Source organism: Bradyrhizobium sp. (assembly GCF_022844465.1).
In the GTDB taxonomy this organism is placed as follows: Bacteria; Pseudomonadota; Alphaproteobacteria; order Rhizobiales; family Xanthobacteraceae; genus Bradyrhizobium.
Map to the genome: position 1 here is coordinate 464,730 of NZ_JALHLP010000001.1, position 26,184 is coordinate 490,913.

At 62.0% G+C, this 26,184-nt stretch carries 22 protein-coding genes, 1 tRNA gene and 2 pseudogenes; 8 read left to right on the forward strand and 17 right to left on the reverse strand.

What is annotated here, in order from left to right; translation table 11 throughout:
* Positions 1 to 22: 22 nt before the first annotated feature.
* Together Q0D31_RS02350 and Q0D31_RS02355 are read right to left on the reverse strand one after the other, a co-directional pair.
* The gene (locus tag Q0D31_RS02350) at positions 23 to 652 is read right to left on the reverse strand and encodes an N-acetyltransferase (protein ID WP_291844179.1); all 630 of its coding nucleotides are present in this window, start codon (positions 650 to 652) and stop codon (positions 23 to 25) included.
* 12 nt (positions 653 to 664) lie between these two features.
* The gene (locus Q0D31_RS02355; protein WP_291844189.1) at positions 665 to 1,549 is read right to left on the reverse strand and encodes a DMT family transporter; all 885 of its coding nucleotides are present in this window, start codon (positions 1,547 to 1,549) and stop codon (positions 665 to 667) included.
* Between the two features lie 141 nt (positions 1,550 to 1,690).
* On the opposite strand from Q0D31_RS02355, the gene Q0D31_RS02360 reads away from it, so the two are divergent.
* The 3 genes from Q0D31_RS02360 (at position 1,691) to Q0D31_RS02370 (ending at position 3,420) form a co-directional block, all read left to right on the forward strand.
* Positions 1,691 to 2,818 carry an S-(hydroxymethyl)glutathione dehydrogenase/class III alcohol dehydrogenase gene (locus Q0D31_RS02360; RefSeq protein ID WP_291844200.1) on the forward strand — a complete coding sequence of 376 codons (1,128 nt, stop codon included), beginning with the start codon at positions 1,691 to 1,693 and terminating at the stop codon, positions 2,816 to 2,818.
* A gap of 115 nt (positions 2,819 to 2,933) precedes the next feature.
* Positions 2,934 to 3,191 (forward strand): hypothetical protein, encoded by a 258-nt coding sequence (locus Q0D31_RS02365; protein ID WP_291844212.1) that lies wholly within the window; start codon positions 2,934 to 2,936, stop codon positions 3,189 to 3,191.
* A 152-nt stretch (positions 3,192 to 3,343) separates the two neighbouring features.
* Positions 3,344 to 3,420 (forward strand) — tRNA-Arg (locus Q0D31_RS02370).
* A 16-nt stretch (positions 3,421 to 3,436) separates the two neighbouring features.
* Here the strand turns inward: Q0D31_RS02370 and Q0D31_RS02375 are convergent.
* Both Q0D31_RS02375 and Q0D31_RS02380 read right to left on the reverse strand, forming a co-directional pair.
* Positions 3,437 to 3,751 (reverse strand): c-type cytochrome, encoded by a 315-nt coding sequence (locus Q0D31_RS02375; RefSeq protein WP_291844227.1) that lies wholly within the window; start codon positions 3,749 to 3,751, stop codon positions 3,437 to 3,439.
* Positions 3,752 to 3,912: 161 nt separating this feature from the next.
* Positions 3,913 to 5,187: a PQQ-dependent sugar dehydrogenase gene (locus Q0D31_RS02380; RefSeq protein WP_291844230.1), complete on the reverse strand. Its 1,275-nt coding sequence runs from the start codon at positions 5,185 to 5,187 to the stop codon at positions 3,913 to 3,915.
* Positions 5,188 to 5,393: 206 nt separating this feature from the next.
* On the opposite strand from Q0D31_RS02380, the pseudogene Q0D31_RS02385 reads away from it, so the two are divergent.
* Together Q0D31_RS02385 and Q0D31_RS02390 are read left to right on the forward strand one after the other, a co-directional pair.
* Positions 5,394 to 6,023, forward strand: a pseudogene (locus Q0D31_RS02385) (methyl-accepting chemotaxis protein); the annotation flags it as partial.
* A gap of 365 nt (positions 6,024 to 6,388) precedes the next feature.
* Positions 6,389 to 6,772: a hypothetical protein gene (locus Q0D31_RS02390; protein WP_291844233.1), complete on the forward strand. Its 384-nt coding sequence runs from the start codon at positions 6,389 to 6,391 to the stop codon at positions 6,770 to 6,772.
* An 11-nt stretch (positions 6,773 to 6,783) separates the two neighbouring features.
* On the opposite strand, the gene Q0D31_RS02395 is transcribed toward Q0D31_RS02390, so the two are convergent.
* A complete protein-coding gene (locus Q0D31_RS02395) occupies positions 6,784 to 7,203 on the reverse strand; it encodes a hypothetical protein (RefSeq protein ID WP_291844236.1) in 420 nt (139 codons plus the stop codon).
* A gap of 222 nt (positions 7,204 to 7,425) precedes the next feature.
* On the opposite strand from Q0D31_RS02395, the gene Q0D31_RS02400 reads away from it, so the two are divergent.
* Positions 7,426 to 7,809 carry a VOC family protein gene (locus Q0D31_RS02400; RefSeq protein ID WP_291844239.1) on the forward strand — a complete coding sequence of 128 codons (384 nt, stop codon included), beginning with the start codon at positions 7,426 to 7,428 and terminating at the stop codon, positions 7,807 to 7,809.
* A gap of 172 nt (positions 7,810 to 7,981) precedes the next feature.
* Positions 7,982 to 8,332, forward strand: a complete 351-nt coding sequence (locus Q0D31_RS02405; RefSeq protein ID WP_291844242.1) for a GrlR family regulatory protein — start codon at positions 7,982 to 7,984, stop codon at positions 8,330 to 8,332.
* Positions 8,333 to 8,355: 23 nt separating this feature from the next.
* Here the strand turns inward: Q0D31_RS02405 and Q0D31_RS02410 are convergent, their stop codons facing one another.
* From Q0D31_RS02410 to Q0D31_RS02440, 7 genes and pseudogenes are all read right to left on the reverse strand, one after another.
* A complete protein-coding gene (locus Q0D31_RS02410) occupies positions 8,356 to 8,709 on the reverse strand; it encodes a cupin domain-containing protein (protein ID WP_291844245.1) in 354 nt (117 codons plus the stop codon).
* 9 nt (positions 8,710 to 8,718) lie between these two features.
* A complete protein-coding gene (locus Q0D31_RS02415) occupies positions 8,719 to 11,400 on the reverse strand; it encodes a PAS domain S-box protein (RefSeq protein WP_291844247.1) in 2,682 nt (893 codons plus the stop codon).
* Between the two features lie 172 nt (positions 11,401 to 11,572).
* Positions 11,573 to 11,793: pseudogene (locus Q0D31_RS02420) on the reverse strand (NUDIX hydrolase); the annotation flags it as partial.
* A gap of 68 nt (positions 11,794 to 11,861) precedes the next feature.
* Positions 11,862 to 13,211, reverse strand: a complete 1,350-nt coding sequence (locus tag Q0D31_RS02425; protein WP_291844249.1) for an HlyD family type I secretion periplasmic adaptor subunit — start codon at positions 13,209 to 13,211, stop codon at positions 11,862 to 11,864.
* A 39-nt stretch (positions 13,212 to 13,250) separates the two neighbouring features.
* The gene (locus tag Q0D31_RS02430) at positions 13,251 to 15,578 is read right to left on the reverse strand and encodes a type I secretion system permease/ATPase (RefSeq protein ID WP_291844251.1); all 2,328 of its coding nucleotides are present in this window, start codon (positions 15,576 to 15,578) and stop codon (positions 13,251 to 13,253) included.
* Between the two features lie 26 nt (positions 15,579 to 15,604).
* The gene (locus Q0D31_RS02435) at positions 15,605 to 17,533 is read right to left on the reverse strand and encodes a hypothetical protein (protein ID WP_291844253.1); all 1,929 of its coding nucleotides are present in this window, start codon (positions 17,531 to 17,533) and stop codon (positions 15,605 to 15,607) included.
* 229 nt (positions 17,534 to 17,762) lie between these two features.
* On the reverse strand, positions 17,763 to 19,727 hold the full coding sequence (locus tag Q0D31_RS02440; RefSeq protein ID WP_291844255.1) for a hypothetical protein: 1,965 nt from the start codon (positions 19,725 to 19,727) through the stop codon (positions 17,763 to 17,765).
* Between the two features lie 738 nt (positions 19,728 to 20,465).
* Between Q0D31_RS02440 and Q0D31_RS02445 the strand changes: the two genes are divergently transcribed.
* Complete coding sequence (locus Q0D31_RS02445) at positions 20,466 to 21,029, forward strand: hypothetical protein (protein WP_291844257.1); 564 nt, start codon at positions 20,466 to 20,468, stop codon at positions 21,027 to 21,029.
* 27 nt (positions 21,030 to 21,056) lie between these two features.
* Here Q0D31_RS02445 and Q0D31_RS02450 read toward each other — a convergent pair whose 3' ends face one another.
* The 5 genes from Q0D31_RS02450 to Q0D31_RS02470 form a co-directional block, all read right to left on the reverse strand.
* Entirely contained in the window at positions 21,057 to 21,815 is a 759-nt protein-coding gene (locus Q0D31_RS02450; protein WP_291844259.1) for a response regulator transcription factor, read from the reverse strand.
* Between the two features lie 372 nt (positions 21,816 to 22,187).
* Positions 22,188 to 22,988, reverse strand: a complete 801-nt coding sequence (locus Q0D31_RS02455) for an NUDIX hydrolase (RefSeq protein WP_291844261.1) — start codon at positions 22,986 to 22,988, stop codon at positions 22,188 to 22,190.
* A 148-nt stretch (positions 22,989 to 23,136) separates the two neighbouring features.
* Entirely contained in the window at positions 23,137 to 24,093 is a 957-nt protein-coding gene (locus Q0D31_RS02460; protein WP_291844263.1) for a dihydrodipicolinate synthase family protein, read from the reverse strand.
* A gap of 126 nt (positions 24,094 to 24,219) precedes the next feature.
* Complete coding sequence (locus Q0D31_RS02465; RefSeq protein WP_291844265.1) at positions 24,220 to 25,098, reverse strand: SDR family oxidoreductase; 879 nt, start codon at positions 25,096 to 25,098, stop codon at positions 24,220 to 24,222.
* Between the two features lie 120 nt (positions 25,099 to 25,218).
* Positions 25,219 to 26,079, reverse strand: coding sequence for a MaoC/PaaZ C-terminal domain-containing protein (locus Q0D31_RS02470; protein ID WP_291844267.1), 861 nt, complete (start codon positions 26,077 to 26,079; stop codon positions 25,219 to 25,221).
* Positions 26,080 to 26,184: the final 105 nt, after the last annotated feature.

Genomic DNA, 26,184 nt, shown 5'->3' on the forward strand with positions numbered 1-26,184 from the left:
AGGAACGCGAGCGCATCGCAGGTCAGTCAACCGGACGCCGGAGATCTATTTCCATGACAAAGTTTTCGTAGGCCTGGTCGGCGATCACGAACGGCGTCGTACCGATCTTGCGGAAGCCATGACGCAGATAGAAATCGATCGCCCGGCTGTTTGCGGCTTCGACCGTCAGCCACGCGCTCCCGGCTCCCGTGCCCGTTCGGCAATGATCCAGGGCGCGCCGCAGCAGCGCCGCGCCCCGACCGCTCGACTGGTGCCTGGGCTGAACGTACAGAGTCGTGATTTCGAGCGGCGAGCAGCCCGCCAGCTTGGGCGTGGAGGTCGAACACACCGTCACGAAACCATCAATTCCCACCCGGTTTTGCGATACAAAGATCGCCCAATCGGGATCGCCGATGGCGCTTCGAAACTTCTGCGCCGTGAACTCGGACAGGACGTAGTCCGCGAACACAGGACTAACGCCCTCGCGGACATAGGTGTTGAGCCAGACTTCGATGCTCACCGCAACCAGGCCCGCCGCGTCACCTTCTTCAGCCTTCCTGATCATGCCCACTCGCATCGTTTTGAAACAGGCCTCGCCATCGGCGCGGAGAGCTACGATGGCAGGCCAGGTCCGGCAACCGCGCAAAGGGTCGCAATCGACCCGGCGGTCCATCAGCGCGTCGGGCTAGCCCCTCGCCGACGAGCCACGGTTGACCAGCAGCACGGCCGCGGCGCAGGCGACCATGCCTGTTATCGCGATCGCGTCGAGTCGCTCGTCGAACAGGACGTAGGCCATCAGTGCGGTCACCGCCGGCACCAGATAGAACAGGCTTGCCACGGAAGTGGCGGCCGAGCGGCGGATCAGCCAATACAGCAGCCCGATCGACCCGATCGACAGCACCACCGCAAGCCAGGCCAGCGCCAGCACGAATTCGGCGGTCCAGCGCACCACATTGGTTTCGAACAACCAGGCGCCGAGGGCAAACAAGATCGCAACGGCAATGAATTGCACGAGATTGCCGGCGCGCCAGTCGATCGCGTTGCAGTATCGCCGCTGATAAAGCGTGCCGAGCGTGATGCTCACCAGCGATACGCCCGATGCCATCCATCCCCACCCCGCCTCGCCGCTCATCGGCCGGTCGTGCAGGATCAGCACCACGCCGGCGAGCCCGATCGACAATCCGGTCCACTGGATCGGCGTCACGCGCTCGCCGAGCCAGCGGCTCGCGATCGTCGAGGTCAGGATCGGCTGCAGGCCCGGAATCAGGGCGGAGAGTCCCGCCGGAATCGAATGCGCAATCGCAATCGCGGTGCCACCGAGATAGAACCCATGCACCAGAATGCCGGCAACCGCGCTGTGCATGACGCCCACGCGATCCGGCCAGCGTGGCCGCACCGCCAGGACGATAATCGCCATCAGCGCCACCACGCACACCATGCGGATCGCGAGGTAGGTAAGCGGCTCGGCGCCGCTGAGCACGTATTTGGTGCCGATGAAACCGGTGCTCCAGAGCACCACGAAAATCGCCGGGGCCGCGCGCGCGGCAATTTTTTCGAGGTCGCTGGTCATTGCCGCCCCTGTTGCCCGATCATATGCTATGCGGCAACAACCGATCGCGCGGGGTGACCTGCGCGATTTGACATATCGAAGACCCGACCGACGACCCCTTGGGTTGGAACTGCAGCCCTGGATTTGCAATGAGGAAATACCATGGACGTTCGCGCCGCCGTCGCCGTCGCTGCCGGCAAGCCGCTGGAAGTCACCACCGTTCAGCTCGAGGGGCCGCGTGAGGGCGAAGTGCTGGTCGAGATCAAGGCGACCGGCGTTTGCCACACCGACGAGTTCACCTTGTCGGGCGCTGATCCAGAGGGTTTGTTTCCGGCCATCCTGGGCCACGAAGGTGCAGGCATCGTGGTCGATGTCGGCAAGGGCGTCACCAGCGTCAGCAAGGGCGATCACGTCATTCCGCTGTACACGCCGGAATGCCGGCAGTGCCCGTCCTGCCTGTCGCGCAAGACCAATCTCTGCACCGCGATCCGCGCCACGCAGGGCCAGGGCCTGATGCCGGACGGCACCTCGCGTTTCTCGATCGGCGGCAAGCCGGTTCACCACTATATGGGGACCTCGACGTTTGCGAATTACACGGTGCTGCCGGAGATCGCGGTCGCGAAGATCCGGAACGACGCGCCGTTCGACAAGGTCTGCTACATCGGTTGCGGGGTGACGACGGGGATCGGCGCGGTCATCAACACCGCGAAGGTCGAGCAAGGCGCAAAGGCGATCGTGTTCGGCCTCGGCGGCATCGGCCTCAACGTGTTGCAGGGCCTGCGGCTGGCCGGCGCCGACATGATCGTCGGCGTCGACATCAACAACGACCGCAAGGCGTGGGGCGAGCGCTTCGGCATGACGCATTTTGTCAATCCGAAGGAACTCGGCAAGGATCTGGTTCCCCACCTCGTCGACATGACGAAGTCGGGCGCGGACCAGATCGGCGGCGCCGACTACACGTTCGACTGCACCGGCAACGTCACGGTGATGCGGCAGGCGCTGGAAGCCTGTCATCGCGGCTGGGGCCAGTCGATCGTCATCGGCGTGGCGCCGGCGGGCGCTGAAATCTCGACGCGGCCGTTCCAACTGGTGACCGGCCGGGTCTGGAAGGGCACCGCCTTTGGCGGCGCCAGGGGCCGCACCGACGTGCCGAAAATCGTCGACTGGTACATGCAGGGCAAGATCCAGATCGACCCGATGATCACGCATGTGATGCCGCTGGCCGAGATCAACAACGCCTTCGAACTGATGAAGCGCGGTGAGTCGATCCGGGGCGTGGTGACGTTCTAGCTTGCATGGATGCCGCTGATCGGCTTTCCGCAACTTTTCTGCCGTGTGCTCTGGAATGAGACCCCAATCCGGCCAGAAAAGCGTTTAGTATGGTGGAAATCATCGGAGAATCGACATGACCAAATCCAGGTTTCTCGCCGCCTTCGCCCTGCTGTCCGCCGCGGTTCTCGCCCCGACCCTCGCGGACGCCCGCCATGATCGGCATCACCGCCAGAACTGGGGGCTGCCCTACCATATCAGCTTCCTGCACAATTACGGCCCCGGCCCACAACCCGGCACCTTCGCCTATTATGATGGCCCGTCCACCAACCACTGCCGCCAGAGCGCCGCCGCCTACATCGGCCAGGACCGTCGCCGGCACCCCTGTTACTAGAGCATGATCCGGAAAAGTGTGCAGCGGTTTTCCGAAAAGATCATGCTCAAACAAATAGCTAAAGCGGGATGACGATTCGAAGAAAAGTCACCCCGCTTTAAGCCGCCGCGGCTGGCCCTCTCAGGCCAAGTCTGATAATCGAGCCCTTGCACGCGCTCGTAGCTCAGCTGGATAGAGCATCGGATTTCGATTCCGAGGGCCGGGAGTTCGAATCTCTCCGAGCGCGCCAGATTTCCAACCACCCGCTATTGGTGGGACAATATCCACTTCACGAGTACTTCGGCCTCCTCTGGCGCAACGCCCGCTTGAGGAGGCATGGGCATCTGGCCCCAGCTGCCGCTGCCGCCCTTCACGATCTTTTCGCTCAAGACCTTGATCGCCGACTCATCCTTGCCATAGCGCTCCGCCATGGCCGTGTAGGACGGACCAATCATCTTCCGTTCGACAGAGTGGCAGGCGACGCAGTTCTTGCTCTTGGCCAGTTCGGCGCTTGCGAAAGCGGCCGACGAGGTCAGAAGCGCGGCGAACAAGCCTAGGGCGAAATGGCGAAAGTCAAGCATGGAGCAGGATTCCTATCGTGCGCGGGCCGACGCTTATCGGCTCGCTATGACCGACTTCGAAAGCCGTAGCGAATGCCGATCGCGTATCTCGACGGGCGCGGTCGGGTCGCGCCCGCAGACGGGAAGGTCAGCCGCGGCTGTGACGCGGCGGCTGATCCGGCTCACATCGGCTTGAGCTGGTAGATGTCGCCCTGGTCGGTGGCGACGTACATGCTGCCGTCCGGCGCCTGCACGACGGAGCGGAAGCGCCCGGCCGGCATCGGCAGCGAAACGGTGGTGCGCGTGGCCGACGAGCCGTCAGGCGTGATGTTGAGCACGTCGAGACGGTTGCCGACCGGCGTTCCGTGGATGCCGATACCCATGAATGTCACGACCATCCGGCCGTTCCAGTCCTTCCACTGCGGGCCGCTCAGGAACGCGCAAGAAGACATGCCCTGCGAAAGCATATCGTTGTTCCAGGCCGGCTTCATGGCGTTGGGATAGGTCTTGGTGTCCGTCATCGGCATGAAGGCCGACCGCTCCTTCGGATCCATCGCGCCCATCTGGTTCGGCGAATATCCACAATACCCGTCGGGGCAGTCGCCTCGCCCGCCAACGTTCGGGCGCGGATCCCACCCGGCGTTGCCGCCGGCCGTGAGCGCCGTCACCTCGTCGCTATGCCAGGGACCATTCTCCGCCGTGTAGGGCTGGTTGGTGCCGGGGCGGAAGCAGATGCCTTGCGGGTTGCGGTGTCCGTAGGTGAAGACGCGCGCATCGAAACCCTGCGGCGGATTGTTACCGGGCGCGGCCTTGCCGTCCCGATCGATGCGCAGCACCTTGCCGCCCATGCGGGTCGGGCTCTGCGGCACCTCGCCGTTATGGGTGTCGCCTGTCGTCACATACAGGAAGCCGTCCGCGGGACCGAAGCGGAGGCGCCCGCCATTATGCGCGCCGGGATCGCCGAACGGATGGTTACTGGCCGCCGGCTTGTAGGCGATGTCGGTGACGATATCCTGCCGGTTCGAGACCTTGGTCAGATCTGGACTGACCGCCAGCCGCAGCACCCGATTGGTTCCTGGCGCGGTCATGTTCGACGCCGAAAACACGTAGATATAGCGGTTGGTGGCGAAGTCTGGGTCGATCGCCACACCACTCATCCCGGCCTGGCCGCTGCAGAAGAGGTCGGATGCGGTGTCGGGATAACCCTTGGAATCCTTTATCCCGAGCAGGGCGTTGACCTTCCCGGACGGTAGCCGGACCGACAGTCCGCGGCACTTCTCGGTGAAGAACATCGTGCCGTCAGGGAGGAAGGCCATGTCCCACGTCAGGTCTCGTCCGGACATCACGGCGGTGCTGGCGAGTCCGGGAGTGCCGCTTGGGCTCTGGGCCGCCGCGGGCCCGGACAGAACGATGGAGGCCAGTAACGTGCAAGGCAATACGAAGCAGCTACGAGTCATCGATGTCTCCTCCGATTTGGTAAGTTTCACTCCCCGATAGGACCCGGGCTCCGCCGGGCTTGAGCCGAAAGCGTTGTTCGGCGGTTCCATTTTTATCCGACCGCCAAAGCGGGTGCAACATCGCTTGCCGTGATGGCAGGCCTCAATTGCTTGAACAGAGACCTGCACGTCTGGATCAGCGGCGATCTTGCTCGTCTACTTTTCCGTCCTCGGTCAACGAGATCAGCCGCCAGGTGCGGGAATCCGCGCGCATCGCCGGCGAGGCCGTCGAACAGGCGCAGAAGACCAATGAGCGTGTCGGCGAATTGTCGAAGGCGGCCTCTCGAATCGGCGACGTGGTCGAGCTGATCAATACCATCGCCGGCCAGACCAACCTTCTGGCGCTGAACGCCACCATCGAGGCGGCGCGCGCCGGCGAGGCCGGCCGCGGCTTCGCGGTGGTCGCCTCCGAGGTCAAGGCGCTGGCCGAGCAGACCGCCAAGGCGACCGGCGAGATCAGCCAGCAGATCAAGGGCATCCAGGACGCCACCGACGAATCAGTCGTGGCCATCAAGGAGATCGGCGGCACGATCGGCCGCATGTCCGAGATTGCCTCGACCATCGCCTCGACGGTCGAGCAGCAGGGCACGGCGACCCAGGAAATCTCCCGCAACGTGCAGCAGGCGGCGCAGGGCACCCAGGAAGTTTCCTCCAACATCACCGACGTGCAGCGCGGTGCTACCGAGACCGGCACCGCCTCCTCCCAGGTACTCTCCGCCGCACAGTCGCTGTCGAGCGAAAGCAATCGCCTGAAGAAGGAGGTCGGCAAGTTCCTCAACACCGTGCGCGCCGCCTGAGTCCTGGCCAACCGCTTGCGCCATCGCGGCGCCGGAGCTTCGGATCTGATCCCATCAGAACCGAAGCTCCTTGCTTTCCTGGCGCGTTGCTTCAAGCAACCCGGCATCGAGCCTCGGGATCACGCCCGCCCAGCTTCCATTCACCCCATCAAGCCGGCGCCGCGCCGGGCGACCAGCGATCAAGCTGCACCATCGGCGTTTCTCTGGACCGTGGTCGGCTTGGTTGAACAGCCATGGGATCAACGGGTTAGACAGACGCTCCGGGTTGGTGCTAGAGAACGCTGGCGCGCGGCTGGATTTCGATCCCGTCTGAAGTTGTGGTCGATGCAAGCGCGCTGCTCGCTCACTTCTATCGGACATACCCCATGAGAAAGATCATCCTGGCGCTGGCGATCCTGTATCCAGCCGCAGCGTTCGCCCAGGGAACGGGCGCCCCACCCGCTACCGCCAAGCCGCCGACCGTGGGCGGCAAACCGCTGGTCGTGATCGGGTCGGAGAAGCCGAAGGCGAGCAAGAAGGAAGCGTCGGCCAAGCCGCTGTCGGTCGCCCAGAAGTTGCAGGCCTGCCAGGATATCGACGACGGGACCAAAGAGCGCCTGAACTGCTATGACGCCGTCTATGCGCCGCAGCCCAAGCCCAAGGCGCCGGCGGCCAAGAGCGCCAGCGAGTGCCGCTTCCAGAAAGAAGAGGACGATCGGCTGAACTGCTTCAACAAGTTCGTGGACAAGATTCCACAGCTGCCGCGGTAGTCCGCAACACCCTAATTCCAGCCGGAACCGAACAGGCCAAAGCGCGACTGCTGCGCGATCCGCATCGGCGGTGTTGAGCGGCTGATAGCGATCTTGCGTTTGCGCTGGACAGGCTTCGTTTCGAGTTTCCGGGTTTCTGACGGCACGAACTGGGCAAAGGTGTCGCGAACCCGGGCCTGGGCGGCAGGCTCGACGGCGGCAGGCGGTGCGGCGGCCTGAAGCATTGCGGGCGGTGGAACGATCGTGGGAAGGCTGGTGTCGTAGACCACCCGTTCCGGGAGCTTCTGATCGGATTGGATGCGGACGACGGCCTTGCCGGCGGCGGGCGCGGCATGGCTCGCCACAACCTGCCGAGGCATCAACGCGTCGATGACGAACAGCAGCGCCAGGAGAACTCCGCCGACAACCAGAAAATAACGCGCTACAGGCATTGGTATCGCTTCCCCCGCGCGTTGGCGCGGTTCAACCGCCGACCGGGGCGATATAACGATTAGTTGGCCAGGCCCCCCGCAAGGTTCAAAGGCGGGCCCACGTTCCGGGTTAAACCGCGGCTGCGCCTTGCTTCTGCCGGCAGCACCGCGTCGCTCGGCTGAGGATGGCATTGGGAATGCGCGGGCGCTACAGTAGCAGCAACAACCATCGGGAGAGACGCCATGCCGACCGTCACATGGGACCACATCCATTTGCGCAGTCCCGATCCCGAAGCGACCGCGGCGTGGCTGCATGACATTCTCGGCGGCGAGATCATCCGGGGGCCGGGACGGATCGACGTCAGGCTTGGCGGCGCCAACGTGTTCATTGCACCGGTCGAAGCTGGCGACGGTGTCAACGCGCCACCGGCGACTCCCTATCAGGGCCTCGACCACTTTGGACTGGCGGTAAAGGACATCGACGCCGTCGCGGCCGAGATCAGGGCCAAGGGCGTCACATTCACGCGCGAGCCGACCACGATCCGGCCGGGGGTGCGGATCTGCTTCATCCGCGGGCCTCAGGGCATTTCGATCGAGCTGCTTGAGCGGGACAGCAAGTACACCTGACGCCTTTGCGTGCCCTCCATCTTCTTTCGCGCCAGGCCACCTTGTAGTGGCATCATCCCAACTTGCTTCCCATACGGGAAACTGCCGGCGACCGGGTGCGTTGACGCTATAGCCCGCGCCTTGCCATACTTGATACTGGCTGCCGTGGGCGCGGCGCCGGCGTCGGGGCGCTATGAAGAACGGGCTGTATTCGATCCACGTCACCCTGCTGGATGGGCGCGCCGGCAAGGGCAGCGGCGTGATTCTGTTCCGGGACGGCCAGATTCTCGGCGGCGACGCCTATCTGTTCTACACCGGCAGCTATACCGTTAAGGGCGACACCTTCAAGGGCGAGGTGCTGGTGCAGCGTCACACGACCCCTCGCAACGATGCCAATCCGCTGTTCGGCGGCCCCAATCCCGTGGGCGTCGGCGTATCCGGTACCTTCACCGATACCCGAGCCACGATGACCGGGACGGCGCTTGTCGGCAAAGCAAGCCAGATCTTCGCCGCGACGCTGCACAGGCTGGCGGATACGAATTAGCCAGTCCGTCGATTGTTCGACGATCATACCGTCCTGCGCGGCGCGGCTGTCGCAGCATCACCGGTGTTTGGCGTCCCGGTCGGCTCGATCAACAGCAGATGCACCTCTTCTCGCGCGACGGGTCGATGCTCGACGCCCTTGGGCACCACATACATTTGCCCAGGCCGCAGCGTGACAACTCGGTCGCGCAACTGAATATCCAGCACGCCGCTCAGGACGAGAAAGAAATCGTCCGTATCGTCGTGCTTGTGCCAGATGAACTCGCCCTTCACCTTCACGACCATGACGTCGCAGTCGTTGAATTGCGCTACCGTGCGCGGCGACCAGTGCTCGGAAAACGTAGCCAGCTTTGCCGATAGATCGATTTCGTCAGACATAAGAGCCCCCTATTCCGCCGCCTGCTCGAGCGGCGCCGTCCGCGGCAGGATCATCTGGATGCGGGTTCCGCCGCCCGGCGCGGAGTCGAGGTCAAGCCGCCCGCCGAGGCGGTTAGTCACGATGCTGTAGACGATGTGCAGCCCAAGCCCGGTGCCGCCCTGATCGCGCCGCGTGGTGAAGAACGGATCGAAGGCGCGGCGGCGGACGTCAAGGCTCATGCCGCAGCCATCGTCGGAAAAGATGACCTCGACATTGTCCGTGCCGGACTCGCGCACCTGAATATCGACCGTGCCGGGCCTGCCGTCGGGGAAGGCGTGAGCGACCGAGTTGAGGAAAAGGTTCGTCAGCACCTGCCCGTAGGGACCGGGGTAGCTGTTCATCATCAAATTGGGCTGGCATTCGACGTTGAGCGTCAGATTATGTTTGCGCAGGCCCGGTCGCAGACTCAGCACCACCTGCTCGGTGAGATCGCCAAGATCGAAACTGCGCTGGTCTGAATAGTTGCGGTCGGCGGCGACCTGCTTGAACGACTGGATCAGTTCGGCAGCGCGGTTGAGATTGGCGACGAGTTGCGACGACGCATCGCGACTGGTCTCCAGAAAATCGTTGAGGCTCGAGCGGCGCAGTTCGCCACGCGCGACCTCTTCGGCGAAATTCGACGTCTTGCGCTCCAGCGCCGAGGCGACCGTCAGGCTGATGCCGACGGGATTGTTGACTTCATGCGCCACGCCCGCGACCAGGCGTCCCAACGCGGCGAGTTTTTCCGCCTCGATCAGCGAATTCTGCGTTTCCCGCAGATTGCGCAACGCCGCCTCGGCGGCGTCCTTGGCCTTTCGCATTTCGGCCTCGACGCGCTTGCGCTCGCCGATGTCGAGCGCAACGGTGACGATGTTCTCGATCTCGCCGGCGGTATCCAGGATCGGCAGCTTGTTGACCAGCCATTGCCGCATGTTTCCAGCGGAATCCCTGTATTCCTCCTCGTAGAAGCCGAGCTCCCTGCCGACCGCCAGCACCCGCTTGTCGTTCTCGTCGGTCTTTGCCGCGCCATAGCGCGACATCAGCTCGGAGGTGGTGCGGCCGATCGCCTCCGAGGGCTCGACGCTGAAAATGCGGGCCATATAGCGGTTCATCAGCACGTAGCGGAGGTGCCGATCCTTGACGTTGATCACCGCGGGCACGGTGTCGATGACCATCTGCAGCAGCCGACGGCCTTCGCTGATCGCGTCCTCGGCCCGTTTCTGATCGGTGATGTCGCGCACCGTTCCCTCGTAGCGCACGATCTCGCCGGCGTCGCTGCGCACGGCGCTGGCGCTGTCGGAAAGCCAGAGCACGGTGCCATCGCGGGAACGGACCTGGTACTCGAATTCGCGAACCATGCCGTCGCGCTGCATCAGCCGCTGGTACTCCGCCCGCGCCGCGGGGTGAACGTAGATGGTTTCAGCGATGTCGCCGATGCCGGCGATCAAATCCCCCGGCGTGGCGTAGCCCATCATCCGCGCCAATGCCGGGTTGGCATTAAGAAGCGCGCCGCCTGGCGTCGTGACGTAAATTCCATCGACCGAGGCTTCGAACAGCTTGCGATAGCTTTCCTCGGCCAGGCGCTGTTCCGCGAGCGCGCGTACCGCGGCCTCGCGCGCCGTATCGGCGTCGACCAGCGTCTGCCGGAAGATTTCGGCCGCGCGCGCGATGTCGCCGATCTCGTTGTCGACGTCAATCGCCGGGATCGAGGCGCTCTTCTCGCCACCGGCGACCGCGCGGATCGAGGTGGCAATGGCGGCAAGCGGACGAACGGTGCGGCGGACCACCAGCATCGCCGCGAATATCCCGATCAGCACGCCCGCCGTGCCGAGCACGATGCTCTGCCACTTGGCTTCCGCCAGTGTCCTTGCGAAATCGCGGGCTAGAACGTGGCCGCGCTGTACGCTGACCTCATGCAGCAACTCCGTGACACGCTGGATCAGGCGACCCTCCGTACCCAGCACCTCCTTGTCGATGTCGGATATCTGCCGTTCGCTGATCGATATGGCCATGATCGCTTCGGCATAGGCATCGACCGCGGCGCGCAACCTCGGCTCCGCAATCGTCATGGCGCGCATGCTTTGCGCCGCCTGCTCCGCGGCCGACGGGTTGCGCGCCAGCAACGCCGAGGCGATCCGGCTCTGGGTCTGGAACAAGGTCGATGCGATGTTGGGATCCGGCGTCCCGGCGATCGCGGCATCAAAACTCTCGCGTAAGGGTGGCAGCGCCACGATCATCTCGGCACGCCGGTTGATCAGCGCTGAAATGCGCTCGATCCCATTGCGGTAGGTCGTCAGGCGCTCGGTCACTCCGTCGATCATGGCCTGCTGCTCTGGGGCAAGCTCCAGTCGCGTCTTCTTCAGGACCTCGCCGAGCGCGGTGGCGGCCTCCCCGACCTGGACCGATTGGGTGCCGGGATCGGTGACGAAATCCCGCGCGGCGAGCCGCAATTCGTTCATGCGCCGGTCGATGTCCTCGGCAAGGTCGCCAACACTCCGCAACCGCTGCAGTTCGGCGAAGGTCGCATCGATATGGCGGATGGCGATGACGCTCGCGGTGGAGGTGATGATGATCACCGCCAGCACCAGCATGAAACTGCCGAATGTCAGCTGGCCGATCGAAAGCGAGAACGATCGCTGCGGCGGCGAATTCGGCGGCAATTCAGCGGTCATGTTGGCGAGGCCGGGCTCCAGTCGGGGCCAATATACGACGTATTTCGGGCCGGGGGGAACATGGTGGAACAAGCCGGATCTGCCCGGGCGGCCTGCTTCGGCCCGGCCCGGAGGGCCGGCTTTCAGCCTCCATCGGCCCGCTCGCCCGCCCCCCTGCGAGCGAGGGGACATTTCAGCCGCCGGCGCCGAATTCGAACACCTCGCCGTCGTAACCCGCCTCGCGCGGGATGCGGAGTTGGCGGCCGCTGCCGGTCCTGGTCATGACCGGCGTCACGGTGACGACGGATTTGCCTCTGGAGCCGTCCAGCGCCGCCTTCACGCTGTCCCGAGCTTGATCAGGTTGCGGATGGTCGGGAACGGCAGCTTGAAGCGCCCGCTCTCGCCACCGCGCACTCGGATTTTGCCGCTGCGGCACGGCTGCGGCCGCGCGTCGCCCCCGGCCCGCGCGTGGTCGCAAAGAATTACAGCTCGCGAAAAGCACGCGACATCGTGTCCTTGAGCGGCCGGAGCAGATAGTCCAGGAAGGTCCTCTCGGCGGTCATGATGTACACTTCGACCGGCATTCCCGGCGTCGGAACAAAGTTCGGTATTGTCGCGATCTCACCCGCGTTGAGGCCGACGCGGGCGACATAGACATCGCCCGTCCCTTGCTGTCCGGGCTGTCCGGCCTTTTCGTTCGGAAGCGCGTCAGCCGATACATAGACCACTGTTCCGGCGAGCGTCGGCGTGACGCGGCTGTTCAAAGCGATCAACCGCACGCTGGCCCGCTGCCCACGCTTGACACCTTCGATATCCTGCGGCCGCACTCGCACTTCTATGATGAGATCGTCCTGAATTGGCACTATCTCCATGATGTTCTTGCCAGCTTCGACGACCCCGCCAGCCGTGTGATAACGCAATTTGACGACGACGCCGCGCACCGGAGCGGTGATCCTTACCCGGTCTAAAATCCTCCGCGACGCATGCATTCGCTCGCGCAGGTCGTTGAGTTCCGCTCTGGTCTCATGAAGTTGTTCGACGGCTGTTTTGACGGCGGTATTGCGAACCATCGCGATTTGCTCACGCGTGCGCGACATCTGTTCCTGGGCATTGCCCATCTCACCCGTCAGACGCCCAATCTCGCCTTCAAGGTTGGCGCGAGCCCGTTCCAGCGCCAAGACTTCGGGTTGGCGAACCAGCCCACTTTGTAGCAGCTGCTTCTTGGTGACCAAGTCCTGCTCGACGAATCCGATTTGCCGGCCAATGCCAGCCAGTTGAACCTTGTTTCCCGCTACGCGCTGTTCGAATGCGCCTATGCCCTCTTGCAGAGCTGCAATCTCGCTCTGCATGCTCTTTTGCTTGGCGAAAAACGTGAGCTGCTGGCTGTCCAGAATCGTGACGACGTCCTGGTCGTCCTTATTGGCAGTCAGCTCCTCGGGGAAAGTGACTTCATCCTGAGACTTGATTTCCGCTGTCAACCTGGCCTCGATTGCCGTGAGCCGAGCATGACGCAAGGTCAGCCGGCGCAATTCGGCGCGCGGGCCGGTCTCGTCCAGCTCGATCAACAATTGATCGCGCTCGACCGTATCTCCTTCTCGAACCAGGATCTCCCGGATAACGCCGCCTTCCAAATGCTGAACGATTTTGTTCTGACCGGTCGTGACAAAGACGCCCGACGCGACGACAGCACCGGCGATCGGCGCCGTTTGCGCCCAAAAACCAAAACCGACGACTGCCAGGCCAAGAAGTGAATAGCCGAACAAGGTTTGGGTGCGCGCGCTTCGCGGCACGCTGCCATACCAGTCCGCTCTAGGGATTTCGTGGCTTGTCATGAACTCGATCGCCTTTCATCTCGTCTTGGTATCGCGCCGTCAGCCTTCCGAGAGGATTGACCCATCGCCCAGCGAACGGGCCTGATTGTCGCCAGGCTTGCGGCCGGTAAGTATCGGCATCACGTCGTCGCGCTTGCCGAGGATCTGCACTGCGCCGTCCTTCATCACCATGATCTTGTCGACGCTCTTGAGAAGCGACGGACGCTGGGTGATGGCAACAACGGTCACGCCCTTTTCCTTGGCCCGCGCCAACGCCTTCGCCAGTGCTCGCTCGCCCGCGGCGTCGAGATTCGAATTCGGCTCATCAAGAACCACCAGGCACGGGTTTCCGAAAAACGCGCGCGCAAGCGCGATGCGTTGTTTCTGCCCTCCAGAAAGCGGACTGCCATCAACGGTGATCGTCGTCTCGTAACCCTGCGGGAACTCGGAGATCATGGCGTGCACGTCGGCGAGATCAGCGGCCTCGAATATGGCTTCGTCGGTCGCATCCTCGCGCATGCGGGCGATGTTTGCCTTGATCGTTGCAGGAAAGAGCTGGACCTCTTGCGGGAGATAGCCAACGGCTTCGCCAAGCTGGCGCGGGTCCCAGTTGCGCAATTCCATCATGTCGAGCCGCACGCTTCCCGCGGTAGGCGTGATGGAGCCGACCAGCATGCGTGCCAGCGTGCTTTTGCCCATGCCCGAAGAACCCACGACGGCGAGCGATTCGCCGGGTTCGAGTTGAAAGTTCACTCCGTTGAGGATCACTTTCTTGGTCGGCGGCGGCACAAACAAAATCCGTTCCACCGTTAGGCGGCCCTCGGGGCGTGGCAGGCGCAAACGATCGAAATTGAGAGGCGAATTCTGAATCAGCGTTTTGATTCTCGCATAAGCGGCCTTGGCTTGGATGAAATTGCGCCATCCTTCGATCGTGCCTTCCAGCGGCGCCAGCGCTCGGCTGCCGACGATCGAGGCGGCGATTAACATGCCTCCCGTGAGCTCGCCTTTCAGCGCCAGCCACGCGCCCCAGCCAAGAATAGCGACTTGCGTACATAAGCGCAGAAACTTTGAAATCGTCGACATCAGGATGTTTCGGTCCTGGGCGATGATTTGTGCCTTCAGCGACTCGGCCGTTTCACGGCCCCAGATGACGACCGCCTCGGGGATCATGCCCATGGCATTGATCACCTGCGAATTGCGCGCCATTGCATCGGCCTGCAAATTGGCGCGCACCGCGAAGGCGTTGGCTTGTCCGAAGGAAACCGCCGTGAGTTTCTGGTTGACCAGCGCAACAACGAGCAGCGCCAGGCCGGTGGTGGCGACGATCCACCCGAGATGCGGGTGAACGAGAAAAACCGCCAGTAGGTAGATCGGCGCGACCGGGGCGTCGAGCATCGTGATCAAAACCGGCCCGGTGATGAAACTTCGCAGATGCTGCAGATCGCCAAGTGTCTGGTATTCGCGGCTCGAGCCGTTCTGCGACGCTTTCGCAGCGGCGCTCAGCACCGGCGCGCCGAGCTTGCTCTCGGCCTCGGCGGCGATGCGCACGAGGATAAAGCGACGTATCATGTCGAGGAGCACGTGCACGCCGAGCGCGCCGACGATGACGATCGTCAGCATGACGAGCGTGTCGGTGCTGCGGCTTGTCAGAACGCGATCGGAAACGTTGAACAGGTAGATCGGAACCGCGAGGACCAGCAGGTTCACCACGAACGAAAAGACTGCCACTGTCACCAAGTTACGCCGGCATGTGGCCAGCCCTTTGGTGAGCACTTCGCGAAACTCGCGCTCGCTCGACCGCTGCTCCATCGGGCGGCCACCATTGCCGCGGCCGCCGCCGCCGGAACCGGCGCCACCACCATCGCCGCGGCCTCCCGAAGGGCGCGGTTCCGGCGACTTTTTGTCGATCGCTGGAAGAACGGGCGCAATGGCCGGGGCGCGTTCTTGCGTCTCCAGGCGCATCGTCTCATCTGGTGAACGCGGCTGTTCGCCGAGGTCCGCGAACACTTCTGGCGCGGTCGCCGGTGCCTGCTGGGACGGCAAACGTTCCGGCCTTTTTGCCTCGAAAAGAGAAGGTACTGTCGCTGGAGCCGCCTGAAGCGGTATTTGCCCTAACCTTGCCTCGGCCACGGCTATCTCGGAAGCCGCCAACACAGTCATAGGAGTTTTCGGGGAGAGTTTGGATTCAGTTTCTGAGCTCGCCGCCCCAATATGGCGCGGTCCCGACGCGGTGCGGGATTCCTCCATCATGCTTAAAGCCGACGACAGCGAGCCGGATGTTTGCTCCGGCCCGTTCGATGACGGAGCAGCCGAAACACTTTCCGAACTGGTGGAATCGCGAGTCGTCTCTTTGGCGCCGGGACGACGCCAGGAAAATTGTTGATTCACAGATCCGCTCCACCAAAAGAATTGGGTCAGGTCAGCACGTTACCTAAAAGATCACCGTCCTGAGAAATAATTGCTTGTGCGACCGGCTGATGCTCCGGTTCCTCAGAATCGTCAGTGAACGCAATCAGCTCGTTCATCAAAGTAGTGGTGTCCTGGATAGTGACCGGACTATCGTCGTCGACGATGAAATTGCCTTGGAACAAGATGCTGTCTTCGTAATAGTCACCACCGAGATACTGAACTCCGGTCACGGTATTGACATCGACGATCGCTGCCGAATTGGTCAATTCGTTTTGACCGGTTGAGATCGACTGCGACACACCATCGACGCGGATGGTTCCGTCGGACGGCATGAGTTGCTCCGCCATATCGCGGTCGGAAAGAATGTTGATCTGAGAAATCATATTGATGTCGTAATAATTTCCGGAAACGTAGAGCACATCAATGGTGCCCGAGCCACCCAGGATCTCCCAGGCGAGCGTCGGATCCAGCAACGCAGCGTGGCCGTCGAGCCCGGCAATCAATGCGTAGATGTTCGGCGTGGCGTCCTGGAAATCCGGGCCGCCGATGTTGCGGATCAGCGCTTCGTTGAGCATCGTGTTCTCGCCGGCGCGCGCCTGCTGCAGCACCGCCGAACCGAAGCCGTCGCGATCCTCGGCGGTGAGCCGGAGGAGATCGTTGTCGAACAGAATGTTGGTCTGGTAAATCAGATTGGCGGCGTGATAATCGCCGCCGACGATGATCACGTCGTAGCTTTTGCTGAAATCCAGGAACCGCGCGAGGTTGGTCTGCTCGTTGTCGCCGGTGCTGACCATCGAGTAGATGTCCAGCGAGGTTTGCGACGAGAAGTCATTGTCGTGGAGATAATTGATCTGGTGCAGCGACTTGACGTCATAGAAGTTGCCCATCACGAAATCGACGTTCCACTGCACCGGGCCGACCCCCCGGTTGGCAATCGTCAGGGACACCGTGTCAACTTCGAAAGTCGCGTCATTGGTCAGCTTGTTGCCATCGGCCACGACGACGGCGGCGGCGTCATCCCGCAGTCCAGTTCCGTTGGCCATCGCAACATCGTCGACATCGCGCAGGACATTGATCTGGATAATGGCGTTGGTCTTGGAATAATCGCCCATTACCACCATGCCGGCCGAAGCCTCGTTGGTGTCGATGATTACAGCCGCATTCGATTGCTTATTGCCGCCAAGCTCGGCCTCCTGTCCGACCGGCCAGTCGCCGTCGATCGTGGCGGTGGCAGATTTCGGCGTTCCGTCGGGCAATGTTTCTTCCGGCGGATTTCCGGCATCGGCGGTGTCGGCGCCGTCCTGCCGTTTGCCGTTGACGAACCGGCCGGGTTCGGTTTGACCCGGATGCGCTTCGCCGGACTCGAGGCGATCGGCGTCGCGCGCGGCGAGAAAACGGACAACAGAGGTCGCATCGGCATCGGGCAGCCGCAGGTCCTCGGGCGTCGCATCCCTGGCCTGCTCGAGCATGTCGGCTAGCTCGGGCCGGAAATCTCCGGGCTCCCACACCGAGTTGGCGCCGAGCACGCCGTCGTTGTCGCTGAACCGATTGATCTGACTGACTTCGATAATCTTGTCGTCGCCGCCTGGGACGTATTTGGCGGGCGGATGCTCGAAATCTCCGCCACCGCCACCGCCGCCCACGCCGGGCGCGCCGGGCGCCGGAAGCGTCGGCACGAAGGCCTTGGCGTCCTTGATCGGCGATAGATCGCCAAGCCTGGCGTCGGGCGGCAGGCGGAAACGGCCGACGTCATCCAGCTCCGCCACATCGTCGGGAACCGATACCGCAAGCCTGACCGCCACTTCGGGGTCCTCGGCGTCGGGTGCGCGGGCGCGCTCGCGCACGAGTTCGCCGCGGAAATCAACGGCATTGCTCGTCAGCGTGCCGTGCTCGTAGGTGATGCGCCACTGTGCCTGTTCTTCCGCCAGATACATGTAGCCGACAAAATGCCAGATCTGCTCCGTAACGCCACCAGGCTGCATGGGACACTCCTTACGCTGGATTACCTCTAGATCTTGGCCTCAAGCTCGACTTCGTCCCCTTGCAACTTCGTCTCTATGTTTCTCCATTTCGTTCCTTGATAATCCCGCGCGGCGAACCGCGCGGGACTTTCGCCTTTGGAGTGGACCCGCGCGGCGAACCGCGCGGGACGGTGCGTTTGCGTTATAGTGAGAGGTCGTCGCCGCCGACGATGTTCATATCTACCGAGTTGAACTGGACGTTGGCGCCCATCACGATGGTCTGGCTGAATGCTTCGGCGCTCGCCGATGCGATCGAGTTGGCGTTGCCGGCATTGGAGATGCTGCCATCGCCAACGCTGCTATCGCTGTATTGAGTCTGGGCCGAACCGGAGGCGGCCGAAGCGTAGAGCGTGAAGTCGCCGCCGTCGGCATAAGAGCCGTAACCGCCGTCGCCGCCACAATAGCTGACGGTCGGGCACTCGATGAGATCGTTATCGACCAGGTTGTTGATCTGGTCGAGGTTGAACGCGTTGTCGTTGCCCGAGCCGCTGACATCCTGGTTGACGACATCGGCGTTGAGGAACTGCAGGCCATCGAGATCTTGGACATCCAAGTGGGAAACGTCGATCAAGTTGTCGCCGCAGTCGATTTCGATAGCAGGCTTGTCGTAGTTCGTATGCGCGTCATCGCAGACGTCGTCTCTGTCGCATTCCTTGCAATCTTCTTCGCCTTCATTAACCGAACCCCCTGCAACATCGATCTTGATGGCGTTGAGCTGGATGTTGCCACCGGTCGCGATCTCCTGGGTGAACGCCTCGGCCGAAGCCGACGCGCTGGAGGTGGCGTTGGCGGCGTTCGAGATCGAGCCGTCCTCTTCCACCGTGGCGTCGTTATCGTAGACCGACGCCGTCGCGGCCACGGCCACAGCCGTGACGGTGAAGTCACCACCGGTGCTGTTATGGCCGTTACCGCCATTGCCGCCGCGATAGCTGACGTTCGGGTCGATAACCTTGTCGCGGTCGACCATGTTGTTGACTTGGTCGAGGTTGATGGCGTTGTCGTTGCCGGAGCCGGTTGCGTTCTGGTTAACGACGTCGGCATTCAGCACCAGGGCGCCATCAAGATGATCGATGTCCAGATCGCGCGCATCGATGAGATCGTCGTCGATCGACACATGGTCCCGATACGCCCCGGCCGGGCCTTCTCGCCCTTCCGATGTACCGCCGTCGATGGCGATATCGGCGCTGTTCGACTGGACATTGCCGCCGGTGGCGATGTCTTGGGTGAACGAATCGGCCGAAGCCGAGGCACGCGACGTGGCGTTCCCCGCATTGGAGATCGACCCGTCTTCGTCGATGTTCGCTCTGTTGCTGGAGGAGCTGGCTGCGCCGGAACGCGCGTCGGCGTATAGCGTGTGGTTTCCGCCGTCAGCATAGCCATACGGGTAATGACCGCCGTAGCCACCGTCGCCGCCGTCATACGTGACGTCGGCGTTCTCGACCTTGTCGTTGTCGACCAGGTTGTTGTTCTGGTCTAGATTGATCGCGTTGTCGTTGCCGGGGCCGCTGACATTCTGATTGACCACATCGGCGTTGAAGTACTGCAGACCGTCGAGATCGTAGACTTGCAGGTTATTGACATCAATGAGGTCTTGATTGACATCGATGGCCTTGTAGTAGCTCGCCGGCGTGTGGTCGGCGCCGCCAGTATAGGACGAGTCGCCGCTGTCGATGCCGATCTTGGCATTGTTCACCTGCGTGTTGCCGCCGGTGGCGATCGTCTGGGCAAATTCGCGATCCGCCGCCGCCGCGCTGGAGGTGGCGTTGTTGGCGTTCGAGATCGAGCCGTCGTCTCCGACCGTCGCGGTATTGTTGTTCGATGTCGCGGCGCCCGAATTCGCATACGCCTTCAAATCGAAATCGCCGCCGTCGGCGTCATAGCCGTCGCCACCGTTGCCGCCGTTGTAGCTAACGTCGGGATTGGTGACCTTGTCATTGTCGACCATGTTGTTGATCTGGTCGCCATTGACGGCATTATCGTTGCCGGTGCCGCTCGCGTTTTGATTGACCACGTCGGCATTCAAAATCTGCGCGCCGTCAAGCTCGTAGACGTACAGATCGTCGGCATTGATCAGTTCGGCATTAAGTTTGATGTCATAAACACCCATGGCTAGCTCCTGATGACACCTTCCAGGGCATCGCCGATCCTCTCAAAAGCCAATCATTTGCGTCGGCAATCTGTTGAGGCTTGCGCGATTCCGTGTCAGGCGTGTTGGGTTGATTGGAAATAATGCTTACCGTTCCGCCGCCCGAGTGCCCGCATCGACGCAAGGAACCCGTGTGCTTGGAATCGGCTGGTCGTCGCGTTGGGAGATATGTCTGGTGCGGCGCCTCCTATACTCACCGCTACGGCCAAAAAGCCGTCGCGCGCGCAACCGATCTTTTGGTCAGCGCAAAGAAATGGTGTCGTGAAACAAATTACTGGAACGAAATGTCATGCCGTTATCAATTTTATAACGATTACTATTTACTTTGAACCACTGTCAGAACACCAGAGAGTCTGATGGATGCCATGCTTTAGCCGTATGAAGTCGTATGCGGTGCTCATGTAATACTTTCGAGTCTATTCTGTGCATCATCAAGCGCCCCCGCGAACAAAAATTACGCAGGTCTAATACCAAAATAATCCGTTCGAGCTACGCGGAGGATGGCCACAAAGCGGCTGGATTGGCGCCGGCGTGTACTGTCCGTCATATTCCGGGTTTTTACATTATCAGCTGGTAGCGCGGAGCGGCCGCGTCGCGTCCCTTGAATCGACTGCGCGCCGTGAGAAGGATTTGAACATATTGAGTTTACCCGCTCCATAGGCTTTGTTGTTCGTTATCTGGAAGGGGCAAGGTCGACCCGTGACGAAACTGCCACCACGACCCGACTTCGAGGCGATAGAGGCTGTCTCACACAAGACAGCCGACAGGCGCACCGAAATTCTGGCGCTCATCGGCAACCTGGTCTACAGTTGGTCGAACAACGAGAGCATGTTCATCTACGTAATGATGCTGCTCCTCAACACCGACCAGACCTCTGCGACGGTCGTGTTCGCGACCCTCAACACCACACGCGCCCGACTCGATCTCGTTCAACGGCTTACATCCGCAAAGGTAGCGGATAAGCTGATTGCGAAACAACTCGAAGGTCTCGTCGAGCGTTTTAACGAGACCACGAAGTTTCGAAATGAATTCAATCATTGCATCTACTCACTCAACGAACGCGGTGAGATCACCTCCACGCATGCCTTGCGAATTCAAGAACGGCGCGGACGGCTACAGCTTGGTCAGGTTCGGAAGATGGATAACAATCGTATCAAATCAATCGTAAACGCGATTGGCGAACTGCGTAAACTCAATAAGGATCTATGGGAGTTTTTGCCAAAGCTTGAACAGAGCCTGAAGTACGCTACCGCGAAATCATAGCCCGCTGTGACGTGAGCCGCTTTCGATCTACTGAAACCGTTGTGAAGCCAGAACAACTTCTGTCCGATTGCGCGCATTCAGCTTTTGCATGAGGCGGCGGACATGAACCTTCACGGTGTTTTCCGACAAGCTCAGTTGATTTGCGATCGATTTATTGGGCAGCCCGTGTTGCAAAAAGGCGAGCACCTGAGCTTCCCGCTTCGTGATGCCATGCGTAAGAGCCGAAATCTGATTCGTGTCGATCACGCTCGCGGTCGCGTCTAAGTCGATCGCCGAAGCGGAGAAGGACGTAATCTCACCCCGTGACGTCTCGTGCAGCTGCTGGTTCAGCGCCATCTCGGTCACATGAGAGAAGTAATTTCCTCCGGCGAGTATCAGCCGGAGCGCGGCGATACCGATGCCCAAATTGTCGGAGCTCGAAAGAAAACCCCGAATACCCAGCGACATCGCTTTGAGAACAGCGGAATCACGATCCGAAAGGACGATGATCGGAACGCCGGGGCAAGTAAGCTTCACTTTCTCCAGTCTTTCGACGACAGCCGGATCGGCAAGCGAGGTCCCGCTTGTTTCGATCAGAATGAGCGCTATTTGGGTCGCACAATTGCGAGGAAGTTCGTCTACCGATCCCACCCCCTGTACGCGCAGAGGCGCCAATTCAGCAGAAATCGTCTTTACGATACAGTCGCGAGCGAACCCATTCCCGTGGACGACGATAGCGGTGGGCTCATCTTGACGGCCGTCTAATCCATCGGCAGGCGGCTGCGAAGCAAACATATCACCCTCCATCGCCGCGTCCTCCCCCAAGGACGTTCTCGCGATCTTGGTTACACGATTGTGACGACCCGTTACCCGTATTCTGGCTCAAATTAAGCCACAAACTTCACTATATTAAATCGTCAATTTATTGCAATCTCAATTTGTAGTTGTTGGAGGCTGGGCGACCCATATCAGGCCTCACGCAAACACATCCATCCTAGACCTTCAACCGCCGCCGGGGTCGGCGACGGCGTCGCCGCGCTCAAACAGCTTTCGGCCTCCGCGCCGGTGTGGTCATCGTGACGTATGCGCATCGGAGCCTAGGCCCTCATTGCGACAAGGCGTCCTTTCGACCCGATGGCGCCGCGCAAAGACGAAAACTGCAAGCTTTGGGATTGCGGACTAGCCCGCCGCGCCGACCTCGAACACGTCGCCGTCATAGCCGGCTTCAAGCGGAATCCGAAGCTGCCGGCCGCCGTTGAGTTTCGTCATGACCGGCGTCACGGTGACGACGGATTTGCCTCTGGAGTCGTCCAGCGCCGCCTTCACGCTCGCCTGCTTGCCGAGCTTGATCAGGTTGCGGGTGGTCGGGAACGGCAGCTTGAAGCGCCCGCTCTCGCCGCCTTCCAGCGCCTCGCGCGGCGATACCCAGATCGAGTCGGTCGACTCCTTGCCGTCGTGGGCGCCGACCTGTTCGTGGGGAGCGGCGGCAAGGAAGAACCAGGTGTCGAACCGCTTGGGCATGCCCTCCGGCGTGATCCAGTGCGCATAGGGCACGAGTTCATCGAGCGCCAGCACCATGCCGTTGTCGGAGAGCACCTTCAGGAAGGCGATCTTGCTGTCACAGAGGTCGGCGCGATGCGCCGCCTCGATTTCGCTGGCGCGTTTGGCATCGACCAGCGCCTGCGATCCTCTCGGACGCGCCAGCAGGATGCCGCTTTCTTCGAAGGTTTCACGGATCGCGGCGATGCGGAAACTCAAGGTCGCCTCGTCGAGCCCCTCGCCGCCCGAATACAGCGCCGGTGTCGCAATGATTTCCTTGTCGCCCTTGTCGACGCTGCCGCCGGGGAACACCAGCGCGCCGGAATTGAAGTCGATCTCATAATGACGAACCATCATGAAGACCTCGATCTCCTTGCGTGCGGCGCTGTCGCGCAGCAGCAGGATGGTGGAGGCGGGACGCGGGGCGACGATTTCGGCCATACTGCTCTACTCCTCGGACCTCATCCCTGCGTAACGGCTTGTCCGTTATCGCTGGAGGAGCGGCCGACAAGCCGCATCTCCAAGGATGATTGGTAAGCGGCCTCATGGTTCGAGACACCGCTTCGCGGCTCCTCACCATGAGGGACAATCAACCAGCCGCGCTGGATTGCGGTTGCAGGTTGGCGCGGCGATCGACCCGCGCCACCCGCGACAACAGATAATCGACTTCAGCCCTGGCGGTTGCGGTGATGGTCGCGCCAGGCTTCCGTTGGGCGCTGGAGGCGATCACGCCGCGCCGCTGCAGCACGTATTTGCGCACCGCCAGACCCGCACCGGGCTGCTGCTCGTAGCGTATCAGCGGCAGATGCGCGTCGAACAAATCATGCGCAGCGTCGCGCTTGCCGGCCTTCGAGAGTTTGACGACGTCGATCAGCAGTTCGGGGAAAGCGTAGCCGGTCATGGCGCCGTCGGCGCCGCGCTCCATTTCGAAATCAAGAAATAGTCCGCCATTGCCGACCAGGATGGACATCGGCTTCAGCGAGCCGTCCTTCTGGAAGCCGCGGAGCGTGGAAATCTTTTCCAGGCCCGGCCAGTCCTCGTGCTTGAGCATCACGCAGGACGGGCTATCCATCACGATCTTGCGGATCACGGCCGGCGTGAACACCACCGTCAAGGTCAGCGGGTAGTCCTGCAGTACCCAGGGAATGTCGTCGCCGATGGCCTCCTGCGCCTGCTTGAAGTAGCCGACGATCTGGTCGTCGGTGCGCAGATGAGGCGGCGGCGCAATCATCACCCCGGCTGCTCCCGCATCCATCGAGGCCTTCGCCAGCGACCGCATGGTGGCAAATCCGGGCGCCGAGACGCCGACGATGATCTGCATATTCCTGGCGCGCTTGACGAAGCGAACCGCCACCTGCTCGGCCTCATCAGCATCGAGCTTCGGCGCCTCGCCCAGGATACCGAGCACGGTGACGCCGTCGCAGCCGACTTCAGCATAGAAGTCGGTCAGCCGGTCGATCGATTTCTCGTCAATGCGGCCGTCGTCAAGGAACGGCGTCGGCGCAATCGCGAAAGTGCCTGCGGCCTGGGCGGTGAGCTTTGTCATTCGTGCCTCTATCCTCTTTCGTCATTCTGGGGCATGCGAAGCATGAACTACGGTGCGCAATTGCGCACCTGGGAATCTCGAGGTTCCGGGTTCGATGCTTCGCATCGCCCCGGAACGACGTCAAAACTAAAACCTGCGCGCGCCCATCTTGATCTGCTCGTCCGAGAAGAAGATGTCCTTGGCGTGATCGACGATATCCTGCGCCTTCCAGCCCATGAACGGCGGCTTCCAGCCTTCCATTTCCATCATCCGCATCTCGCGCACCCCGCGCGGGCCGGAAACGCCGAGCACCTTGCCGGTCTGGTCGCCCGACAGGTCGCTAACCATGTATAGCACGGCCGGCGCGATCCCATCAGGCCCAAGCGCTGCCTTGGGGTTCTCGATATAGCGCGGCAGGTCTGCGGTCATGCGGGTCAGCGCGCCAGGGGCCAGCGTCCAGACCCGGATGTTGTATTTGCGGCCCTCGATCGCCAGCACGTTCGACAGGCCCCAAATGCCGCCCTTGGCGGCCCCGTAATTGGTCTGGCCGAAATTGCCGATCAGGCCCGAAGTCGAGGACGTGTTGACGATGACGCCGCCGCCGTTTTCGCGCATCCATTTGAACACCGGCTGGGTGCAGCAGAAGGTGCCCTTGAGATGCACCTTGATCACCCGGTCCCAGTTCGCCTCCTTGGCCTTGGCGAAAGTTTCGTCGAGCAGGATGCCGGCATTGTTGACGAGAATGTCGGCCCGGCCGAAATTCTTGATGGCGTCCTCGAACACCGACTGTCCGCCGGCCATGGTCGAGATGTCGGAACCGTTGGCGACCGCCCGGCCGCCCTCCTCCTTGATGGCGTTGACCACTTTCTGCGCCATCGAAACGTCGGAACCGGAGCCGTCACGCGGCCCGCCGAGGTCATTGACCACGACCGCCGCTCCCTCGCGGGCGAACAATTTGGCGTAGGCTTCACCGAGCCCGCCGCCCGCGCCGGTGATGATCGCAACCTTGCCGTCGAGCAGTCCCATGGTTTGTTCTCTCCCGCCTTCTTTGTTTGCACCGTCATTCCGGGATGGTCCGAAGGACCAGACCCGGAATCTCGAGATTCCGGGTTCGATGCTACGCATCGCCCCGGAATGACGGGAATGTTAACCCAGCACCGTCCTGCCGCTCTTGATGACGGTCACGTTGCGCGACTTCACTTTGGCTTCGAACGAAACCACGTTGCCGTCCTTCCACAATTCCATCGTCACGGTCTCGCCGGGATAAACCGGCGCGGAAAACCGCGCCGCGTGCTGCCGGAAGGCGGCAGGATCATAATCGGCGTAGGTCTGCAGCACGCCGCGGCAGGTGATGCCGTAGGTGCACATGCCGTGCAGGATCGGCGCGGGGAAGCCGGCCTTCTTCGCAAATCCGGGATCGGAATGCAGCGGATTGCGGTCGCCGCAAAGCCGATAGACCAGCGCCTGGTCCGGCCGCGTCGTGATGTCGACGGTCTTGTCCGGAGCGCGGCTCGGCACCTTGTGCGGCTCGGGCTGACCTTCGGACGGCCCGCCAAATCCGCCGTCGCCGCGCGCAAAACGCGAGGCAACCAGCGTTGCCAGCTTCTCGCCCTTCTCGTCCCTGAGCACGGTCTGGTGCCGGATCACCGCGCCCTTGTCCTTGCCCTTGTCGAAGGCGTCGAGCACGGTCGAGTCGGCCGTGATGTGGGCGGCGGTCGCAAACGGCTTGTGGAAGCTGATGTCGCGCTCGCCGTCCACCACCATCACGCGGTTTAGATTCATCTCGCCGGGGCCGGCGCCCCAGGCGGCCACGGAGGCAAAGGTCGGCACCACCTTCAACGGGCGTGGGATGGCCGTGGCCTCGTTGACAAAGGCGAGCTCTTTTTCGTCCATCGGGTCGGCGCCCATCCCGATCCCGTAGGCGTAGAGCATCACGTCGCGGTCGGTATAGGCGTATTTCTGCCCCAGACTCTTCAGGGCCATCAGCTCATCATAGTTGATCGGCATGTCCAGACTTCCTCCCGAATTCTTTTCTCGCATGTCATGCCCGCGCAGGCGGGCATCCAGTATTCACCGGTGTTTACTGGATCCCCGCGTTCGCGGGATTGACGA

Coding starts and splice junctions, on each gene's coding strand:
- Q0D31_RS02415 (WP_291844247.1), bottom strand. CDS start 11,400: ATGACCGCTGAATTGCCGCCGAATTCGCCGCCGCAGCGATCGTTCTCG.
- Q0D31_RS02395 (WP_291844236.1), bottom strand. CDS start 7,203: ATGCCTGTAGCGCGTTATTTTCTGGTTGTCGGCGGAGTTCTCCTGGCG.
- Q0D31_RS02465 (WP_291844265.1), bottom strand. CDS start 25,098: ATGGGACTGCTCGACGGCAAGGTTGCGATCATCACCGGCGCGGGCGGC.
- Q0D31_RS02460 (WP_291844263.1), bottom strand. CDS start 24,093: ATGACAAAGCTCACCGCCCAGGCCGCAGGCACTTTCGCGATTGCGCCG.
- Q0D31_RS02380 (WP_291844230.1), bottom strand. CDS start 5,187: ATGACTCGTAGCTGCTTCGTATTGCCTTGCACGTTACTGGCCTCCATC.
- Q0D31_RS02440 (WP_291844255.1), bottom strand. CDS start 19,727: ATGGGTGTTTATGACATCAAACTTAATGCCGAACTGATCAATGCCGAC.
- Q0D31_RS02355 (WP_291844189.1), bottom strand. CDS start 1,549: ATGACCAGCGACCTCGAAAAAATTGCCGCGCGCGCGGCCCCGGCGATT.
- Q0D31_RS02455 (WP_291844261.1), bottom strand. CDS start 22,988: ATGGCCGAAATCGTCGCCCCGCGTCCCGCCTCCACCATCCTGCTGCTG.
- Q0D31_RS02400 (WP_291844239.1), top strand. CDS start 7,426: ATGCCGACCGTCACATGGGACCACATCCATTTGCGCAGTCCCGATCCC.
- Q0D31_RS02470 (WP_291844267.1), bottom strand. CDS start 26,079: ATGCCGATCAACTATGATGAGCTGATGGCCCTGAAGAGTCTGGGGCAG.
- Q0D31_RS02350 (WP_291844179.1), bottom strand. CDS start 652: ATGGACCGCCGGGTCGATTGCGACCCTTTGCGCGGTTGCCGGACCTGG.
- Q0D31_RS02365 (WP_291844212.1), top strand. CDS start 2,934: ATGACCAAATCCAGGTTTCTCGCCGCCTTCGCCCTGCTGTCCGCCGCG.
- Q0D31_RS02450 (WP_291844259.1), bottom strand. CDS start 21,815: ATGGAGGGTGATATGTTTGCTTCGCAGCCGCCTGCCGATGGATTAGAC.
- Q0D31_RS02390 (WP_291844233.1), top strand. CDS start 6,389: ATGAGAAAGATCATCCTGGCGCTGGCGATCCTGTATCCAGCCGCAGCG.
- Q0D31_RS02425 (WP_291844249.1), bottom strand. CDS start 13,211: ATGACAAGCCACGAAATCCCTAGAGCGGACTGGTATGGCAGCGTGCCG.
- Q0D31_RS02410 (WP_291844245.1), bottom strand. CDS start 8,709: ATGTCTGACGAAATCGATCTATCGGCAAAGCTGGCTACGTTTTCCGAG.
- Q0D31_RS02405 (WP_291844242.1), top strand. CDS start 7,982: ATGAAGAACGGGCTGTATTCGATCCACGTCACCCTGCTGGATGGGCGC.
- Q0D31_RS02435 (WP_291844253.1), bottom strand. CDS start 17,533: ATGTATCTGGCGGAAGAACAGGCACAGTGGCGCATCACCTACGAGCAC.
- Q0D31_RS02375 (WP_291844227.1), bottom strand. CDS start 3,751: ATGCTTGACTTTCGCCATTTCGCCCTAGGCTTGTTCGCCGCGCTTCTG.
- Q0D31_RS02360 (WP_291844200.1), top strand. CDS start 1,691: ATGGACGTTCGCGCCGCCGTCGCCGTCGCTGCCGGCAAGCCGCTGGAA.